This window comes from Bradyrhizobium sp. MI1.7 (assembly GCF_055811795.1).
On record NZ_JBVVPO010000044.1, the window covers coordinates 23,987 to 42,217 of the forward strand.

General features: G+C 64.6%; 19 protein-coding genes. 6 read left to right on the forward strand and 13 right to left on the reverse strand.

Annotated features, from left to right (window positions below):
* Positions 1 to 250 precede the first annotated feature (250 nt).
* From AC0L3X_RS31290 to AC0L3X_RS31330, 9 genes are all read right to left on the reverse strand, one after another.
* Positions 251 to 1,420: a Gfo/Idh/MocA family protein gene (locus tag AC0L3X_RS31290; protein WP_063981669.1), complete on the reverse strand. Its 1,170-nt coding sequence runs from the start codon at positions 1,418 to 1,420 to the stop codon at positions 251 to 253.
* A 49-nt stretch (positions 1,421 to 1,469) separates the two neighbouring features.
* A complete protein-coding gene (locus AC0L3X_RS31295; protein WP_063981668.1) occupies positions 1,470 to 1,784 on the reverse strand; it encodes a septal ring lytic transglycosylase RlpA family protein in 315 nt (104 codons plus the stop codon).
* Positions 1,785 to 1,886: 102 nt separating this feature from the next.
* Positions 1,887 to 2,732: a CmcJ/NvfI family oxidoreductase gene (locus AC0L3X_RS31300; protein ID WP_063981667.1), complete on the reverse strand. Its 846-nt coding sequence runs from the start codon at positions 2,730 to 2,732 to the stop codon at positions 1,887 to 1,889.
* A 306-nt stretch (positions 2,733 to 3,038) separates the two neighbouring features.
* Positions 3,039 to 3,977: an ABC transporter substrate-binding protein gene (locus AC0L3X_RS31305; protein WP_063981666.1), complete on the reverse strand. Its 939-nt coding sequence runs from the start codon at positions 3,975 to 3,977 to the stop codon at positions 3,039 to 3,041.
* Positions 3,974 to 5,074, reverse strand: coding sequence for an LLM class flavin-dependent oxidoreductase (locus AC0L3X_RS31310; RefSeq protein WP_063981665.1), 1,101 nt, complete (start codon positions 5,072 to 5,074; stop codon positions 3,974 to 3,976). Before AC0L3X_RS31310 ends, AC0L3X_RS31305 begins: the two co-directional genes overlap by 4 nt.
* Positions 5,075 to 5,103: 29 nt before the next feature.
* On the reverse strand, positions 5,104 to 6,276 hold the full coding sequence (locus AC0L3X_RS31315) for an acyl-CoA dehydrogenase family protein (RefSeq protein ID WP_473317096.1): 1,173 nt from the start codon (positions 6,274 to 6,276) through the stop codon (positions 5,104 to 5,106).
* Positions 6,270 to 7,070: an ABC transporter ATP-binding protein gene (locus AC0L3X_RS31320; RefSeq protein ID WP_063981663.1), complete on the reverse strand. Its 801-nt coding sequence runs from the start codon at positions 7,068 to 7,070 to the stop codon at positions 6,270 to 6,272. Before AC0L3X_RS31320 ends, AC0L3X_RS31315 begins: the two co-directional genes overlap by 7 nt.
* Positions 7,064 to 8,086: an ABC transporter permease gene (locus AC0L3X_RS31325; RefSeq protein ID WP_063981662.1), complete on the reverse strand. Its 1,023-nt coding sequence runs from the start codon at positions 8,084 to 8,086 to the stop codon at positions 7,064 to 7,066. Before AC0L3X_RS31325 ends, AC0L3X_RS31320 begins: the two co-directional genes overlap by 7 nt.
* On the reverse strand, positions 8,064 to 9,167 hold the full coding sequence (locus AC0L3X_RS31330) for an ABC transporter substrate-binding protein (RefSeq protein ID WP_063981661.1): 1,104 nt from the start codon (positions 9,165 to 9,167) through the stop codon (positions 8,064 to 8,066). The genes AC0L3X_RS31325 and AC0L3X_RS31330 overlap by 23 nt, the downstream gene beginning before the upstream one ends.
* Before the next feature lie 469 nt (positions 9,168 to 9,636).
* Here AC0L3X_RS31330 and AC0L3X_RS31335 point away from each other — a divergent pair, with 469 nt between their 5' ends.
* Positions 9,637 to 10,617 (forward strand): ABC transporter substrate-binding protein, encoded by a 981-nt coding sequence (locus AC0L3X_RS31335; protein ID WP_063986156.1) that lies wholly within the window; start codon positions 9,637 to 9,639, stop codon positions 10,615 to 10,617.
* A gap of 128 nt (positions 10,618 to 10,745) precedes the next feature.
* Here AC0L3X_RS31335 and AC0L3X_RS31340 read toward each other — a convergent pair whose 3' ends face one another.
* The gene (locus AC0L3X_RS31340; RefSeq protein WP_063981660.1) at positions 10,746 to 11,225 is read right to left on the reverse strand and encodes a hypothetical protein; all 480 of its coding nucleotides are present in this window, start codon (positions 11,223 to 11,225) and stop codon (positions 10,746 to 10,748) included.
* A gap of 337 nt (positions 11,226 to 11,562) precedes the next feature.
* On the opposite strand from AC0L3X_RS31340, the gene glgC reads away from it, so the two are divergent.
* The 4 genes from glgC (at position 11,563) to AC0L3X_RS31360 (ending at position 15,787) form a co-directional block, all read left to right on the forward strand.
* A complete protein-coding gene (gene glgC, locus AC0L3X_RS31345) occupies positions 11,563 to 12,825 on the forward strand; it encodes a glucose-1-phosphate adenylyltransferase (RefSeq protein ID WP_063981659.1) in 1,263 nt (420 codons plus the stop codon).
* Entirely contained in the window at positions 12,822 to 14,282 is a 1,461-nt protein-coding gene (gene glgA / locus AC0L3X_RS31350; RefSeq protein WP_063981658.1) for a glycogen synthase GlgA, read from the forward strand. The genes glgC and glgA overlap by 4 nt, the downstream gene beginning before the upstream one ends.
* A 246-nt stretch (positions 14,283 to 14,528) precedes the next feature.
* A complete protein-coding gene (locus AC0L3X_RS31355) occupies positions 14,529 to 14,789 on the forward strand; it encodes a SemiSWEET transporter (protein ID WP_028150382.1) in 261 nt (86 codons plus the stop codon).
* A 314-nt stretch (positions 14,790 to 15,103) separates the two neighbouring features.
* Entirely contained in the window at positions 15,104 to 15,787 is a 684-nt protein-coding gene (locus AC0L3X_RS31360; RefSeq protein WP_167767964.1) for a nucleoside deaminase, read from the forward strand.
* 24 nt (positions 15,788 to 15,811) lie between these two features.
* On the opposite strand, the gene AC0L3X_RS31365 is transcribed toward AC0L3X_RS31360, so the two are convergent.
* The 3 genes from AC0L3X_RS31365 to AC0L3X_RS31375 form a co-directional block, all read right to left on the reverse strand.
* Positions 15,812 to 16,582 (reverse strand): phosphorylase family protein, encoded by a 771-nt coding sequence (locus tag AC0L3X_RS31365; RefSeq protein WP_354102702.1) that lies wholly within the window; start codon positions 16,580 to 16,582, stop codon positions 15,812 to 15,814.
* Positions 16,583 to 16,661: 79 nt separating this feature from the next.
* On the reverse strand, positions 16,662 to 17,054 hold the full coding sequence (locus AC0L3X_RS31370; RefSeq protein WP_354131787.1) for a hypothetical protein: 393 nt from the start codon (positions 17,052 to 17,054) through the stop codon (positions 16,662 to 16,664).
* Between the two features lie 44 nt (positions 17,055 to 17,098).
* Entirely contained in the window at positions 17,099 to 17,893 is a 795-nt protein-coding gene (locus AC0L3X_RS31375; protein WP_354102701.1) for a DODA-type extradiol aromatic ring-opening family dioxygenase, read from the reverse strand.
* 155 nt (positions 17,894 to 18,048) lie between these two features.
* On the opposite strand from AC0L3X_RS31375, the gene AC0L3X_RS31380 reads away from it, so the two are divergent.
* Complete coding sequence (locus AC0L3X_RS31380; RefSeq protein ID WP_014493109.1) at positions 18,049 to 18,228, forward strand: hypothetical protein; 180 nt, start codon at positions 18,049 to 18,051, stop codon at positions 18,226 to 18,228.
* Positions 18,229 to 18,231 lie beyond the last annotated feature (3 nt).

Consider the following 18,231-nt stretch of genomic DNA (forward strand, 5'->3'; position numbering starts at 1 on the left):
GGGGGGTGGTTGGGGGGGGGTGGGGGCGTTCGTGGGGGGGGTTTGGGGGGGGGGGGGGGGCCCCGCCCCCCCCCCGGTGGGGGGGGGGGGGGGGGGCCGGGGGGGGGGGGCGGCGGGTGAGGGGTTATCTCCGCAAGCAAATCTCTTACGTTCGAACTCGCGGAGGGAGACCCCTCATCCGGCGCTCCGCGCCACCTTCTCCCACAAGGGGAGAAGGGATGGCAGCGTGCCTGCGGTCTCTTCAGCGGCCCTACAACACCACCCGCTGTCCCTCCTCCGCGGCCCAGTAGCCCGCGTAGTTCACCTTGATCGTCTCATACGCCAGCGCCAGGTCCGACAGCGGCTGCCTCCCGCTCGCGGCGCATTCCATGAAATCCTGGATCTCCTGCAAGTACCCGCGCGTCCACTCCTCCTCGAGGCAGACATATTGCCAGCCGGTTTTGCGGTCGACCTTCTCGGTGATGTAGACGCTGGCGAGCTTCTCCTCGCTGGTCTGGTAGCTCATCAGATGCGTGTTCGGGGTGATGTTGGCGAACAGCGAACCGCCGGAGGTGTAGGTTTCGATCAGATTGCGCACGCCGCCCATGATCATGTCGCCGGAAAACACCGTCGCTTTGGTGCCGTCGGAGAAGGTCGCCGTCAGCGTGCCCCAATCTTCGACATCGACCGGATTGGCCTTGATGTAAGTGCGCTCCTCGGGCTTCAGGGCTGCCGTGACGTTGCCGACATCGCCGGTGACGCTGGCGACGTGGATGGTTTCGCCGCGCGCCCTGGCCTCCACCTGCTTGAGATAAAGCACGGCCGAGAGCGGATGGCAGCCCATGCGGATCAGCGAGCCGCCGCCGGTCATCGCCCATTGCGCAGCATGCGCGGCGTGCGAGCCGGAATGGCTCTCCTCACCCTTCATGAACAGGATCTTGTCTTTCGTCGCCCTGATGATCTCCGCGGTCTTGGTCACCGCGGGCGCGTAGACCCAATCCTCCGCATACATGAAGAGCTTTCCGGTGCGCTCGATCGCGGCGCGGGTCGCGTCCATCTCCTCCAGCACCCGCTCATACATCAGCGCCTTCGGTACATGCTTGCCGATCGGCTGCGCGTCGCCTGCACGGCCGAAATAGCCGGCGAACGGCTTCTCGCAGATCACGTGCTTGCCGGCCTGCATGCTGGCGACGATCATGTCGGCATGGAGATTGGGCGGGGTGCAGATGTCGATGACATCGAGCTCGCGGTCCGCGATCAGTTCGGCGAAGCTGCGATAGACCCGCGGAATCCCGTGGCGGCCGGCGAATTCGACGACATGATCGCTGCGCGCCGCGACCGCCGCGACCTCGACATCCACACCGTAGACGCGGCGGAACGCATACATGTGCAGCTCCGACACGAAGCCGCAGCCGACAAGCCCCACCCGAATCCTGGCCATAGCCCCCCCTTACCCTTGCGTTGGGCGGCACTATAGCGCGACGGCCAGCCTATTCCACCGAGACCCGCACCACGCCGGCACTCATCATGCCGAGCGCTTTGGCCGCCGGCACCGAGAGATCGACGATCCGGCCGCGGATGAAGGGACCGCGGTCATTGACGCGGCACTGGATCGACCGGCTGCCGTAGGAGACTCTCAGCACGGTGCCGAACGGGCGCGTGCGGTGAGCGCAGGTCAGTTCGCTGCCCTTACCGGCTTTTCCGTAGCCGTAGTATGAGGCAAGCCCGCTTTCGGCTTGCGCGACAGAAAATGCAGAAAGCGAAAAAGTGGCCAGACTGAAGAAAAGCGTCGTCTGCGTTCGCACGGCACCGCTCCCGGTTGCCCTGCCCGGCGCTGCAAACGTCGATTTGTTCCGGTAAGTTCCAGGAACACTGCCGGGCGCGCCCGGCAGTGCCATCACACATTGTTACTGTTTATGGAACACCAGCGTGCGGACTTCGATGCTTTCGCGCGGAGCCGCATCGGCCGGCGTGGTCGGATCGACGAAGGCCGTATGCGGCCCGAACCGCGTCCGGCCGTCGGTTGCGGAATCGTAGCACTTGAGCAGCAGCGCCTCGTCCGGCGTCATCTCCGGAAAATAGAACCAGCGGTGGTTCGGATTGTATTTCACCGAATAGGTCTCGCCGCGGCGATTGGGATAGATCAGATCGGAGGCGACGAGATCGTCGGGCGCAACCGTCGTGCCGTCTGCCATCGCCAGCGGTGAATCGCGCAAGGGTCCGCGGATCGGCCGCCAGAGGTTGATCACCTGCACACGGCCTTTCAACAGCGCGTCGGCTTCGTCGGGCAGATGCTCACGCACGCGGTTGGCGCCGGAGACGGCGGTCTGGTCGACATGGACGCGCGTCGCAGGCTGGCGCGGGCCGCCATCGCGAATATCCGCCGCCCCCTCGACACGCCTGCGCACGGTATGATCGAAGATGACGACCCGATCGGCCTTCAGCGTCGCCCGCAGGAACGCCTCGACGGCGGGGTAATAGACCGCCCGGATTTCCTCGTCGTTGTAAAAGTCCTTCACCTGCGTCGGGTGACGCACCAGCGCAAAGCCCTCGCGATCGAGCGAGAAATCGTCCGCGATCAGGCGCGCATCGAAGATCGGGACCTGATGCGGCTCCGGCAACGACGTGCTCTTGGGCTCGCCCGGCGGCGGATCGAAAGCATAGGTGCGCGGCTTGCCGGAAACCGGCGCGAGGTAGTTGAGTTCAGCAGTGACGAAGGGAAGCGATTCGATTTTTGTTTCTTGCAGGCCCATGGCCGGTCTCCCGATGTGGTCGTCTGTGTGATTTTTGCGGGGATGCGGTGTGGTGCAAGCGAGGCGATGCAAATAGCAATGGGGCTGTTGTCGGCGGTGAGGAACGCAGAAGAAATGTTTCGAGGGTAACCCGGCGTACGCTACTCCCCTTCTCCCCTTGTGGGAGAAGGTGGCGCGAGCGCCGGATGAGGGGTATCTATCCGCGAGCTCCATCGCGAGAGGTGGTACGCGGAGAGAGACCCCTCACCCGTCTCGCCGCTACGCGGCGAGCCACCCTCTCCCACAAGGGGAGAGGGAAAGCGCGCACTACAATCCCGCCTTGGCGATCGCATCCGCAAACGAACGGTCGACGATCTCGGCCGCATCGAGCTTCTGCTTGATCAGGCCCCAGCGGAAATAGAGGTCGATCGTGCTCTGCTCGTCCGCGACCACGCCGTCGTCGATCGGCGCGATGCGGATCTTTGCGCGCGACAGCCAGTTCTGCGGCACGGCGGTCGGGATGTTCATCAGCTTGCCCCAGGTCGCGGCATAGCTATCGACGTTGCTCAGCGACCATGCCCGCGCCGCCGTGAGGCGCCGGATGAAGTCCGTCAGCTCCGCGCGCTTGTCGCGGATGGCGTCGGGCCGTGCGACCTGGAAGCTCAGCCCCGGCGTCAGGCCCTCCGAGGTGATGACACGGCGCGATCTGAACAGCACCTCCTCCTGGCTCACATAAGGCTCCCAGGTCGACCAGGCATCGACGGAGCCTTGCGTGTAGGCGATCTTGGCATCGGACGGCGCCAGGAACGCGATCTGCACGTCGGACCCAGCCCAGCCGTTCTTCTCGAGCGCAGCGAGGATCAATTGATGACCGATCGAGCCGCGGCCGGTCGCGATCTTCTTGCCGCGCAGGTCGGCGAAGGACTTGATCGGCGAATTCTCGGGCACGAGGATGGCGAGCCCCTCGCGGGTCTGACGGATCGCGGCGATCGCCTTCACCGGCGCGCCGGAGGCGGCGGCGAAAGTGAAGGGTGCATCGCCCACGATACCGGTCTCGATCGCGCCGGCGCTGAGCGCCTCCAGCAGCGGTGCCGCCGCCGGAAACTCCTTCCACTCGATCTTGTACGGGACGTCCTTGAGCACGCCTGCCGCTTCCATCACGGCCTGCGAGTTGCCCTTCTGGTCGCCAACGCGCAAGGTGGTTTGCGCCGCTACGAGCTCCAACGAGCCGAACAGCAGCGCACCGGCCAGCATGAGACGGATCATTCCGCCGCCTCGCCGCGAACGGCCTGGCGCTTGGCGACCAGCTCGCGCGTCAGCGGGATCAGCTCGCGGCCATATTCAATGGCGTCGATCAGGGGATCGAAGCCGCGGATCAGGAAGTGGCTGATGCCGAGATCGTAATAGTCGCCGAACACTTCGGCGACTTGCTCGGGCGTGCCGACCAGCGCGGTGGTGTTGCTGTTGGCGCCGGTGAGCTTGGCGATCTCGGTCCAGAGCCGCTTGTCGATCCGGCTGCCCTGGTCGGCGAGCGCGAGCAGGCGCCGCGCGCCGGCCGTGGCATGGCCGTCGGCGGGCTTGCGGTAGCCGGTCTTGTCCTGGAGCGCGGTGGCACGTGCCAGAATCTCTTCCGCCTTCTCCCAGGCCTGCTTCTCGGTCGAGGCAATGATCGGCCGCACCGAGAGGCTGAAACGCGGCGTCGGCCGTCCCTGACGAACCGCCGCGTTGTGGACGCGGGAGGTGACGTCGCGCACCTGGGCATAGGATTCACCCCACAGCGCAAAGGTGTCGGCATGCTTGCCCGCGACCTCGATCGCCGCATCCGAAGCGCCGCCGAAATAAGTCCGGATGCCCTCGGGACGATACGGCTTCACCTGCGAGAACGCGTTCTCGACCTGGTAGTACTTGCCCTTGTAGGTGAACGGCTTGTCGCTGGTCCATTCGAGCTTGAGGACATCGAGGAACTCGGAGGTGCGGGCGTAGCGCTCGTCCTTGTCGTCGAGCGTGTTGCCATCCTGCCGAAGCTCGGTCGCATTGCCGCCGGTGATGACATGCAGGGCGACCCTGCCGCGGGAAAACTGGTCGAGCACGGCGAACTGGCGCGCCAGCAGCGTCGGCGCGGTGAAGCCCGGCCGCTGCGCGATCAGCACATTGAGGCGGTCGGTGACGCCCAGCACGTGCTGGGCAATCTGGAGCGCGTCCGGCGTCGTCGAATGAAACGCCAGCAGGGCGCGGTCGAAGCCGGCATTCTCGTGCGCCTTGGCCACCGTCTCGATGTGGGTGGGGTTGAGGACCGGCCCTTCGCGAACGACGGTCTCGGACGAATTGTTGTTGCTGATGAAGCCGATGAACTCGATCGACATGATCGTCTCCCTGTTTGTTGTCCTGAAAGCTAGAGGCCCAATGCGGCGCGGCCGAGGCCGGTGCGGGTGGCATCGTCCTGCGGCGTGTGCACGCGGCCGCACAAGACATCGCGAAAGTGCCGCTCCAGCGGATTGGTGCGGGACAGGCCGTGATTGCCGGTCAGCGATAGTGCATCCTCGACCACGGCGACGGCGTTGTTGGTCACCGTCAGCTTGATCACGTTGGATTCGCCGGTGGAGAGATCGACGCCTTCGTCGAAGTCGCGGGCGAACGTCTCGATCAGCCGTGCATTGACTGCGAGCCTGGCCTCGATGGCACCGAGGATCTCCTGCGCCCGTGGCAAGGTCGCAAGCGGCGCGCCGAGGCTGGCGGGGACGCGCTGCTTCAGGAACTGGACGAACCAGTCGCGCGCGGCGCGGGCAACGCCGTCATAGATCGCGGCGACGAACACTGTGTGGACGGTCGCCTGCGCGATGTCGGGCGCACGCCACTCCTGGGGATTGCGGACATCGACCTCGGCATCAAGCGGGATCACGACATCGTCGAAGATGACATCATGGCTGCCGCTGGCGCGCAGGCCGTGATGATCCCAGGTCTCGACGATGCGGGTGCCCGGCAGTCCCGCCGGCACCAGGAACTGGCCGACGCGCGGCTCGGCCTCATCCGTCCGCGCCCAGACCAGATACCATTTCAGGATCGGCGACCCCGTCGAATAGATCTTGTGACCGGTCAGGCGCCAGCCGGTCTCGGTGCGGCGCGCGATCGTCGCCGGCAGGCCGCCGCGCGCGGGCGAGCCGAGCTCGGGCTCGACGCGGAGCGCGTTGACGAGCGCGAGGCCCTCGACGCTCTCACGCGCAAGCTTGCGCGACAGCTTCGCCGGCCAGGTCGGGCTGCGCCCCATCACCAGATGGTTGATGTAGTGCATCGACAGCACCAAGGCGGTCGAAGGATCGGCCTTGCCGATGATGCCGATGACGCGCGCGGCGTATCGTGCGCCCGCCCCGGCGCCGCCATGAACGGCCGGCACCGTCAGCGACAGCAAGCCCGCCTCGGACAGCTCGCGAAAATTCTCGAAGGGAAAGCTGCCGGTGCGGTCGTGCTCGGCTGCACGCGCAGCAAAGCCTTCGGCCAGCGCCTCGGCGCGCGCGATGTAGTCGGGCTCGCTATGGGCCGCCCGGCCCTTGGCTACAGAGGTCACCATGTAGCGTCCAATCCCAACAAGCCGAGGATCTGGCGGCGCAGATCCGCGAGATATGGATCGCCGCGATGGCGCGGATAGGGCCGGTCGACACGGATGTCGGCCTGCACCCGCGCCGGGCGGTCGCTGAACACGATGACGCGGTTGGCGAGCACCAGCGCTTCCTCGGCGTCATGCGTCACCAGCAGCGTGGTAAAGCCCTTGCGCTGCCAGAGCGAGACGAGCTCGGCCTGCATGGTGATACGGGTCAGCGAGTCGAGCTTGCCGAGCGGCTCGTCGAGGATCAGGATTTTTGGATCATTCACGAGCGCGCGGGCGAGCGCGACGCGCTGCGCCATGCCGCCGGAGAGCTGATGCGGATAAGCATTGCGGAACGACGACAGACCAACGAGATCGAGCGCGTCATCGACACGCTGCCGCTGGCTCTTCAAAATGCCCTGGGCCTCGAGGCCCAGGGCGACGTTGTCCCAGACCGACCGCCAGGGAAACAGGGTCGGATCCTGGAACACGACGACGCGCGATGGATGCGGCCGGGTGATGCGCGCCTCGTCCTCGCGGAGCGTTCCGGCCTTGGGCTGGTCGAGGCCGGCGACGAGCCGGAGCAAGGTCGACTTGCCGCAGCCGGAGGGGCCGAGCAGCGCGACGAACTCGCCCGGCTCAACGGAGACGCTGACGTCGCTGAGAACAGGCAGCTCAGTGCCATCGATGTCGAAGGCGTGGCTGACCTGCTCGATGTCGAGCGCGGCGCCGGCGGCCGGCGGGGGCGCGATTTCGGCCAGTGCGGTTGCGGCTACCATTTCACGGTCCCCTTCTGCCAGACCAGCAGGCGATCGCGGATGGCGAACAGCAGCGTGATGGCGCCGGAGCAGAGCAGCGACATCACGATCAGCGCCGCATACATGTTGGCGTAGGCGGCCCAGCCCTGCGCCCATTGCAGATACCAGCCGAGCCCGGCCTTCACGCCGATCATCTCGGCCACGACGAGCACGGCGAAGGACGAGCCGAGGCCCATGAACAGGCCGACGAAGACGTGCGGGAGTGCCGCAGGGATCGCGACCTTCAGCACCAGGAAGGACGGCTTTGCGCCGAGCGTGCGTGCGACGTCGTAATAGGCGTTGCTGACGCTCGCGACGCCGGACCAGGTCAAGACGGTGACCGGGAAGCCGGTCGCGAGCGCGATCAGGAAGGTCGAGGCGCTCCAGCTCGACGGGAACGTGAAGAAGGCGATCGGCAGCCAGGCGGTTGCCGGCAGCGGGCCGATGAAGCGCAGCACCGGATGCACCCAATAGCCGACCGCGCGCGACCAGCCGATCGAGACGCCGGTCAGGAAGCCGACCGTGGCGCCGATCAGATAGCCGCCAAGCTGCAGCTTGACCGAGGCGAAGACACTGTCGAGCAGCTTTGGCAGATCGTCGGTATAGACCTCGATGATCGACTGCGGCGGCGGGAAGAACGGCAGCGGCAGCCAGGCGAATTTTGCGGTGGCCACCTCCCACAGCGTCAGGAATGCGCCGAGCGCCACGAGCCAGGGCGCGCGCTGGCGCAAGGCCTTACCGGCGGAGCCGAGGTAGTCGGCGCCGACGGTGCCGAACAAGGCGATTGCGGCAACGATGAAGGCGGCGATGCCGAGCGAATGCGTCCGCGACCAGTCGCCGACATCCTCCCACCACAGGCAGGACAGGCCGAACGCGATCCACGCGACGCTGGCGAGAATGCCGACGCCGGATTCCCGGACCCAGCTCGCAAGAACCGGCGCGCGCGAGAGGCGCGGCGCGCCGGAGGCGAGGCCGTCAGACAGCGAATACGTCGACATAGATGCGCTCCGCGAATTTGGCGGTATCGGTGCTTTGCTTGAAGACCTGGACGCTCTTCAAATCGTCGGCATAGGACTTCAGCTCGCGCTTGAGCACTTCACCGACGGGATGATGATGGTGGGTGTGGTAGCGCACCATGCCCTCGATATCGGCGAGTGATGCCGTCTTCGGCGCATAAGGCTGGAACGACTTCGCCGTTACGGTCGGGTTCTGCGCGGTGAACATCGCGGCATCGAGCAGCGCCTGCGTCAGGGCGCGCGCGACTTGAGGTTCTTCGCGCACAAGCGAGCCGCGCAGGCCGAGGATGCAGCAGCTCTTGTCGCGATATTCGCCGTCGAGATTGGAGGCGACTTCCTTGTACTGGCTGTCCTTGAGCCAGAGATAGCCCAGCGGATCGGATGACAGGAAAGCCTGCACCTCACCCTTCTCGACGGCGACGTTGAGCAGGTTGCCGGGATAGGCGCGCCAGTCGACATCCTTGACCGGGTCGATACCGAGCTTGGCGAGCTGAATGGAGAAGAAGTTCTTGTCGGGGCCACCGAGGTCGCCGACCGCGACGATCTTGCCCTTGAGGTCGGCGAGCTTGCTCAGGTTGGAGTCGGCGCGGGTCAGGACGCGCATGCAGCCGCCATGGGTGCCGGCGGCGATCTTGACGTCAAAGCCCTGCTCCAGCGGCTTCAGCCAACGCAGCGCCATGCCGAGCCCGGCATCGCTCTTTCCCGTTGCGATCGCCTCGAGCAGCTGGTCGGTCGAGCCGGAATAGTTGATGAGCTCGATGTCGAGATTGTGCTTCTGGAAGAAGCCGTGCTCGATGGCGACGGGCACCGGGGCGAGACAGACCGCGCCGGCGTTCCAGGAGAGTTTCAGCTTGCGCGGCGCGCCGGTGAGGACGGGGCCATCCGCGGCCGTCCGGCACAGCGGAAACTCAGAGAGATCGACACCGGGCGCGATCGCCTGTGGCGCAAAGGCCTGGGCTGCACCAAAGGCACCAAGCGGCGCGGCGAATGCCGCCGCAAGCCCCGCCTGCAGCAAATGACGCCGGTCGATGCCCGATCCGCTGCCCTTGTTGTCGTTGCCCATCAGTCTCCACTCCTGCGCTGGCACAGCTCCGCCATTCACGCAACGTCTCGCGTTGCGCATGTTCCATGTGGAGCTGCGTTGAGAGAATAATTTTCGCGGGCGCTTACCACGCCGATTGATGCGATGCGCAAATCATGCGGCGCGCCCGCCGCATCGTCAATGAAATGGAATTTCGAATGTAGCGCGAAGCGAGGTCATTCTCTCCATCAGCGCATGGGACAGCGATGAAACGATTTTGGTTGCTGCATCATCTTGCAAGGATGCGCCGCGACTCCGCAGCCTGCATCATTCTTGCGCATCACCCGCCGCGCACGCGGTGCGTTCTCGAAAGCGGCGCTGCGCTGAAACGTCATTGCCCGACGCATCTGCAATACGGATAGCCATTTCATTGACTGCGCATCGCGCCGTCATAGACTTGTCGCTGCATCGCTCGCTCACGCGTCGTGAGCAAAGCAACAAGACAGGCCAAATGAGCATCAACTTCGACGACCATTCCATCACACGCCGGCTCGCAGCATCGCTGTTCGCCGCAGCCATCACCTTGTCGACGGCTGCCGCCTCGTTCGCGGCCGACACCGTCGTGCTGCGCGTCGGCGACCAGAAGGGCGGCAACCGCTCGCTGCTCGAAATCTCCGGCTATGCGAAGGACCTGCCCTACAAGATCGAATGGTCGGAATTCCCTGCCGCCGCTCCGATCCTGGAGGCGCTGAACGCCGGCGCGCTCGACGTCGGCTACACCGGCGATCTCTCCTTTCTCTCGGTCTATGCGGCCGGCGCGCCGATCAAGGCAATCGGCGGCACAAAGTCGGATGCGAAGACGCAAGCGATCCTCGTGCGCCAGGATTCACCGATCAAGTCGGCCGCCGACCTCAAGGGAAAACGCCTCGCCGGCACGCGCGGCGGCTGGGGCCAGTTCCTGATCGACGCGACGCTGGAGAAGGCGCAGATCAAGCTGGAGGACGCGACCTTCGCGCCGCTCGGCCCGGTCGACGCCAAGATCGCACTCGTCGCCGGCTCGATCGATGCCTGGGCCGTGTGGGAGCCCTACGTCTCGTTCGCGACGCTGAAGGACAAGGCCCGCGTGATCGCCGACGGCGAAGGCCTGACGCCGACCATCACCTTCATCGTGGCCTCCGACAACGCCATCGCCACCAAGCGCGCGGTGGTGCAGGACCTCGTGCAGCGGCTGAACAAGGCACGGCTGTGGTCGCTCGATCATGTTGCCGAATACGCAAAGAGCACGGCCGAGCTGACAAAACTGCCGGAGGACGTACTGCTGTCGGCCTACACCGCGCAGCGTACCAGCCCGATCGTGATCGATCAGAACGTGGTGAAGGAGGTGCAGGAAGCCTCCGACCGCTCGACGCGCTACGGCATCCTGCCGAAGACGCTCGACGTGAGCAAAGCCGTCGACCGCAGCTTTACAGCCGCGGCCGCGGGGTCAAACTAGCGCGGGGCGCGGCGGGATGCGCAAGTCCAGCCTCAAGGCCGGCCCGTTGCATCTCGCCGCGATCGTGCTCGCGCATCTCGCCTGCATGAGCCTGATCGTGTGGCTCTCGCTCTAGCCGCGCAGGGTCCTTACCAATATCCGCGATCATAGGCCCGGTACGGCCGGTAGTAGCCGTAGCGAGGGCCGTAGTATGGACGATAGGCTCGATAGCCGTAGTAGCTGGGACGCGCGTAGTAGCCGCCATACCCATAGCTCGGCCCGTAGCCGCCGTAATAGGCCGGCGCATAGCCATAGGACGGAGCGTAGCCATAGCCGTAGCCCGAGCCATAACCATAACCACCATAACCGCCGTAATACGGGCCGCCGCCATAGTAACCATAGGGCGCGCTGCTCGCGATGGCACCGCCGATGATTGCTCCGGCGAGGAGGCCTCCTGCGCCCCATCCCCAGCCACGGCCGCGCCAATACACCGGGGTGACATCGTCACCAACGGCGGCCTTCATGGTCGCGACGTTGGTCGGCAGCGGAGCCGCTGCCGCCTGCTCGATTTGGCCGGCCATCACCGCGCCCGCCAGCGAACAGGCAATTGCGGTTTTCCAGATACTCATCCTCTTGCTCCCTGTCTGACGTTCGTTTGGAAAAGGATCGCAAGGCCATGATCGGGCATCCTTGCCCCAAGTCAAAGCCTCCGAAAGTCACAGCCTGCATTGCGTGCACCGCACAAGAATGCCCGCGCATGCCTCGATTGTGGTCCGGCCAACGCCGGCGCCCGCACGGACATGACACCGGTGCGACGGAGCCACAGGCCACAGCAAAGCATTAAGCTTCCCGGGCGTTCGCAACCAACAAGCACCTTCCCGATTTACTATTCGTACCGTTACTATCGGTTCCAATGTGCGCGGCCGGGAGGCTTCTCGCAAAGCGCCAGAGTTGTGGGAGGATGACATGAGTGCCGCGAGACCCGAGCCGCTTGCCCGTCAGGCGCTGGCGTTCGTCCTGGCCGGCGGACGCGGCAGCCGGCTCCTGGAACTGACCGACCGGCGCGCCAAGCCCGCGGTCTATTTCGGCGGCAAGTCCCGCATCATCGATTTCGCGCTGTCCAATGCGGTGAATTCCGGCATCCGCCGGATCGCGGTCGCGACCCAGTACAAGGCGCACAGCCTGATCCGGCACCTTCAGATGGGCTGGAACTTCTTCCGCCCCGAACGTAACGAGAGCTTTGACATCCTCCCGGCCAGTCAGCGCGTCTCGGAGAACATGTGGTATGTCGGCACGGCGGATGCGATCTATCAGAACATCGACATCATCGAGTCGCACAACGCACGCTTCATCGTCGTGCTTGCCGGCGATCACATCTACAAGATGGACTACGAGGTGATGCTGCGCCAGCATGTCGACAGCGGCGCCGACGTCACGGTCGGCTGCCTCGAGATGCCGCGCCAGGAATCATCCGGCTTCGGCATCATGCATGTCGACGAGAACGGCTGGATCCAGCAGTTCCTCGAGAAGCCCAAGGATCCGCCGCCGATGCCGGGCAAACCAGACGTCTCGCTCGCCAGCATGGGCATCTACGTGTTCGATACGAAATTCCTGTTCGACCAGCTCAAGCGCGACGCCGAGGATACGAACTCCAGTCACGATTTCGGCAAGGACATCATCCCCTATATCGTCAAGAACGGCCGCGCCATCGCGCATCAATTCTCGACCTCGTGCGTACGCTCGGGCAGCGATCCCCGCGCCTACTGGCGCGATGCCGGCACGGTCGATGCCTATTGGGCGGCCAATATCGACCTCACCGACGTCGTGCCGGAGCTCGACCTGTTCGACCGCGCCTGGCCGATCTGGTCCTATGCGGAGATCACGCCGCCCGCCAAGTTCGTCCATGACGAGGAGAGCCGGCGCGGCCAGGCCGTGAGCTCGCTGGTCTCGGGCGGCTGCATCATCTCCGGCGCCTCGCTGCGCCGCTCGCTGCTGTTCACCGGCGTGCGCGTCAACTCCTACGCCACTGTCGAGAACGCCGTGATCATGCCCTACGTGAACGTCGCTCGCGGCGCTCGCTTGAAGAACGTCGTGATCGACCGCGGCGTCGAAATCCCCGAGGGGCTCGTCGTCGGCGAGGACCCGGAGCTCGACGCCAAGCGCTTCCGCACCACCGAGCAGGGCATCTCGCTCATCACCCAGACAATGCTCGACAGGCTCAATACATGACGCCTGTTCGCGTCCTCGCGGTCGCCTCCGAAGTCTACCCGATCGTCAAGACCGGCGGCCTCGCGGATGTCGCCGGCGCGCTGCCGCTTGCGCTGAAGGCGCACGGCGTCGAGATGCGCACGCTGATGCCGGGCTATCCCGACGTGATGCGGATGCTGGGGGGAGCCGGCGAAATCCGGCGCTGGCCGGATTATTTCGGCGGCCCGGGCCGCCTGCTCGCGGGCTCGCATGACGGCCTCGACCTGTTCGTGCTCGACGTGCCGCATCTTTACGCGCGACCGGGCAATCCGTACGTCACCCCTGAGGGCGTCGACTGGCCGGACAACGGTGTGCGCTTCGCGGCACTGTCGCGTATCGCGGCCGATATCGGCCACGGCCTCGTGCCCGCGTTCGTGCCGGATGTCGTCCATGCCCATGACTGGCAGGCGGGGCTCGCGCCGGCCTATCTGCACTATGACGGCGGGCCGCGCCCCGGCACCGTGATGACCATCCACAACATGGCCTATCAGGGCAAGTTCGATCGCACGCTGACAAGCGCGATCGGCCTGCCCGCGGAGGCGGCGTTCGACGTTCACGGCCTCGAATATTTCGGCGGCATCAGCTTCCTCAAGGCGGGGCTTCAACTCGCCGATCGCATCACCACGGTATCCCCGACCTATGCGCAGGAGATCCAGAGCGATGAAGGCGGCATGGGGCTCGGCGGCCTGCTCCGCGAGCGCGCTGATGTGCTGAGCGGCATCCTCAACGGCATCGACACCGACGTGTGGAATCCGCAAACCGATCCGCACATCGCCTACCGCTTCGGCGCGGACGACCTCACGTTCCGCGCCGCGAACAAGGCGGTGCTTCAGCAACAGTTCAATCTCGATTCCTCGGACGAGGCACCGTTGCTCGGCGTCATCAGCCGCTTGTCCTGGCAGAAAGGGCTCGATCTCCTGCTCGAGGCCATTCCGACCATTTTGGGCGACGGCATGCAGCTCGCGCTGCTCGGCAGCGGCGATCGCGATCTCCAGGATCGCTATCAGGCCGTCGCCCGCGCGAACCCCGGGCGGATCGGCGTCGTGATCGGCTATGACGAGATTCTGGCGCACCTGATCCAGGCCGGATCGGACGCCCTCATCGTGCCCTCGCGGTTCGAGCCGTGCGGCCTGACCCAGCTCTACGCGCTGCGCTACGGCGCCGTCCCGATCGTGTCGCGCGTCGGCGGCCTCGAAGACACCATCGTCGATATCGGCGAGTCCAACACATCGGACCGCGACGCGACCGGCTTCAAGTTCGCGCCCGTCACCGTAGAGGCCCTCACCGGCACGCTGCGCAAGGCCAACACCGCCTTCCACAACAAGGCGACCTGGCGCCGGCTGCAATTGAGCGGCCTTGCGACCGACGTCTCCTGGCGCAACCGCGCCGGCGACTATGCCGTGCTCTATCGCGATCTCATGGCGGCGCGCCGGACCTGAGGCGGCAGGGCTGCCGCATGTGAATAGCGGCTTCCCTGCGGCCCATCCTTCGAGACGCCCGCATTCGCGGGCTCCTCAGGATGAGGGCGGAGTACGCGGCAGCAATTTCGACGGCACCGATGCTGCTTAGCCTCATCCTGAGGAGACCGCAGAGCGGTCGTCTCGAAGGACGAGGCGCGCGCGGGCCGCCGCCAAATGCCCGCACCAGAAGCACGGCCGCCGTCGAATCCATGCTATAGAGCCGGCATGGACCCTTTCGCGATCAAGCTGATCGGCTTTGCCGCCGCAACCTGCACCACCGTCGCCTACGCGCCGCAGTTCATCAAGGTCTGGAAGACCCGCTCGGCGCGCGACATTTCGCTCGGCATGTTCCTGGTCATGGTGCTGGGCCTGGCGCTCTGGCTCATCTACGGCCTGCTCTCTGGCGACGCCCCGCTGGTCGCGGCCAACGCCATCACCATGGTGCTCGCCGGCGGTATCCTGTTCATGAAGCTGAGGTATGGGTGAGGTTGAAGCTGCGTAGAGCGGATTGGCGCGTGTACCCATAAAATCCGGGATGTCTGTTTTCGAGGGGCCCCGGAGCGGACATAGACAATCGATCATCGTGTGGTCCGTGCGGTACCTGAAAGGTAACGGTCCTTGATCCAGATCAAGTCAGACTGTTTGTAGCCCGCTGCTTAATTGCCAATATGCCAGGCCGCAGGAGCCGCCTCCGTTAGCGGCGCCGGAAACATTCTTCGTCGCTACGACGCCGCGGTAATATGAAGGGGCAGCGACAGACGCATTCTCAACACCGATCTCGCGTTCCCAAGGGGGCGCCTATGAGTAGATCAGAAGCTGACGTCCAAGATCTGCGAATGATGGAAAGATGCCTCGAACTCGCTCGGCAAGGGGTGAAGCAAGGAGAGCTGCCATTCGGCGCCGTAATCGCGTTTCGAGGACAGGTCATCGCAGAAGCGACCAACCACGTTTCATCGGAATGCGACGTGACCCGACACGCGGAACTCGTGGCTCTTTCAGAGGCGCAGAAGATTCTAAGACAAAAGCGTTTGCCGGATTGCACCTTGTATTCAATCGTCGAACCTTGCCCAATGTGTTCTTTCCCGGCACGGGAGGCGCGGATTGGTCGCGTGGTGTTCGCCATCTCATCTCCGATCATGGGCGGATTTTCGAGATGGGACGTTCTGTCGGACAACAGTTTGTCGAGCAAACTGCCTGAGGTCTTCGGACCTGCGCCGGAAATCGTCTCGGGCTTGCTATCCCAAAGGGCCGAGCAGGTTTGGCGCGACTGGAACCCGCTCGCCTGGCGATTTATGAGACGACGAGGCTGCTTCGGACGAGCGGCCGAGCCGACTTCGTGCCACGCGGGCGCGCCTCGGCCAACGTTTTCCTGGAACGCGCTGGCGGATATTTTGGCCGCGCCGGCTCTTTCGGTGAGTAACGTCTTCCTGCGCCGGCGTGCAGATTCGAACACCATCTCGGACCTGGACAAGCCTGGAGTCTGAGATCGGGAGCGCGCCGCTGCAGAATCAGGCGCGTGTGGCTATCGTTTCAAGTGCACGCGTCGGAATGGGGACTCGGTCTCGTGAACACAGGTGCGGGAAACCAAAGTGAGCTCCGAGCCGTCGCTTGGCGCTGCGCAAAGCCATCACCGCCATGACGGAGTCAACGGCGAGCCGGCCAAGGCCAGGGAGTTGCCCCGGGTCTTGAACAAGCGAACGTCCAATCTTGCGCAGTTCAGGCTTACCTGCTGGCCCGATATCTATGAGCGCTGCCCTCGGAAGTTTTCGATGAGCGGGGTTTAGAACAACACGACAGACGGCAAAGGGAATTCTGAGTTCGGAAGCAATTCGAGCGACGATCTGCGACTCCATATCGGCGGCAACCGCCCCGGTGATGCCATGGAAATCCCGTCTCTCTTCAAGACTTGTCATCGGGGAAGCGACACCAGCTATCGCAGAGTAGCTGGCACCCGGGATCATCCGAAGGAGCTCCTCGGCCCAGGGGAGGTCAGCTGGATAAGCTTCATCTTTCGCGGCAAATACCGACGAGGCGATGACAATGTTACCTGGTCGGAGCTTCGGATCTAGCCCGCCGCACACTCCGAAACTTATAATGCCGCGCGCGCCATGTCTGATGGCGTCGCGCAAGTAAAAGGCGGTCCGGTCACCTTCAGCGATCATCGCTGGCGCGCCGGCTATTCTGGCCTCGATCGCAAGTCCAACGACGGCGATGACCGCCTTCACGTCACAGCGGGGGGCGCCAGTCTGAGCGTCGTTGACCGTGACATGCAGCGTCATCAGAGGCGTCGATAATCCTGAAACCGAAGTATTTCCAGACTCGGACAATCAAGAGTAAGCCGGCACTAGCACTGTCCGTCTAGACAAAATCGACAGGCCTCCCGATTGGAAGCCAGTTGTTGGAGAACTGTGCCTCTGACACCACAGCTGCCGCCTGATCGCGGCGGAGAATCGCACCTTCAAAGGCGCAACGAACCCAAAGCGGACTCCTCGCAAATGCCGTGAATCGCTGTGCTTCAGCGAGAGCGGTGCCATGATCGAATTTTGCCGCTGTTTTGCCCGACGTGTCAAACCCGTCGAAATACCGCTCGCGTATCCTGCCCGGCAAAAGTACTCTGCTAAGCCATTCTATTTGCTGGGCCGTTCTACTGTGCATGGGGTTGTTTTCGACATTTTTAGTCGGAACCCCGTAGGGTGGATTAGCCCGCGGCTGCGCGAAGCGCAGTCCGCCAGCGTAATCCACCACCTTCATTGTGGCTCGATGGTGGATTACGCTGCGCTAATCCACCCTAAGATTCATCCAAACACATACGACGCCATCGCGACGTTCGCGACCTCGTCGACGAAGACGCGCTTGCCAACGTCGCTGCCGGCGGCACCTGCCGCCACCATCAGCGGCAGCAGATGGTCCTCGCGGGGATGCGCGAGACGCGCGCTCGGCGCGTTCTCCCAGTCGACCAGCATCGCGTTGCGGCGCGCCGCATCCGGGTTGCTGATCGCCTCGTTCAGATAGGCCTCGAAATCATACGAGACCGGCTTGGACTCAGGCCGGTTGAAGCCGCGCATGTTGTGATAGGTGAGCCCGCTGCCGACGATCAGGATGCCTTCGTCGCGGAGCGATGCGATCGCCTGTCCGACCTTGATGTGCTCGGCCGCATCGTAGCTCGACTTCAGCGACAGCAGCACGATCGGCATGTCCGCGTTCGGATACATCAGGCCGAGCGGCACGAAGGTGCCGTGATCGAAACCTTGATTGGGATCCTCTCGGCAATCGAGGCCCGCGTGCTCGAGCAGCGCCCTCACCTCCGCGGCGAGCTCGGGCTTGCCCGGCGCTGGATATTTGAGGTGATAGGTATGCTCGGGGAAACCGTAATAGTCGTACACCATCGGCGGATGCGCCGAGGTCGACACGGTGAAGGCTTCGGCCTCCCAATGGCCGGTGATGACGAGCACGGCCTTGGGCTTCTCGGGGAGAAGCTGCGGCAACCGGCCGAACTCCGCGGCCGTCTTGGCATATTGCACCCGCCGGTCCTCCATGAAGGGCCAGGGGCCGCCGCCATGCGACAGGAAGAGGGTTGGAAATCGCGTCATGGATGCCGGCTCGTTGACAACATGCGCGTGCGAGCTGCCCGCGCGAACGGCGGCGAGCATAGGCAAACCGGTATGGTTAGCAAGTCGTTAACGATTTGCCGCCCACAATCCGGCCGTGGCCGAAGGAGTCGGCCTGAAGACAAGCGGGACGTGAGATGAAGAAGTTTGCGCTGGGGGACGTCGTCAACAGTGACAAGGGCCGCCGCGGCGTCGTTCGCGCCGCCTACAGGTCCAAGGACGGTCAGCAGTTCTACGCCGTCGAGAAGGACGGCGCGATGGACCATCTGGAAGAACACCGGCTGAGCCCCGCGCCGCGCGTCGAGCTCGCGGCCTAAGCC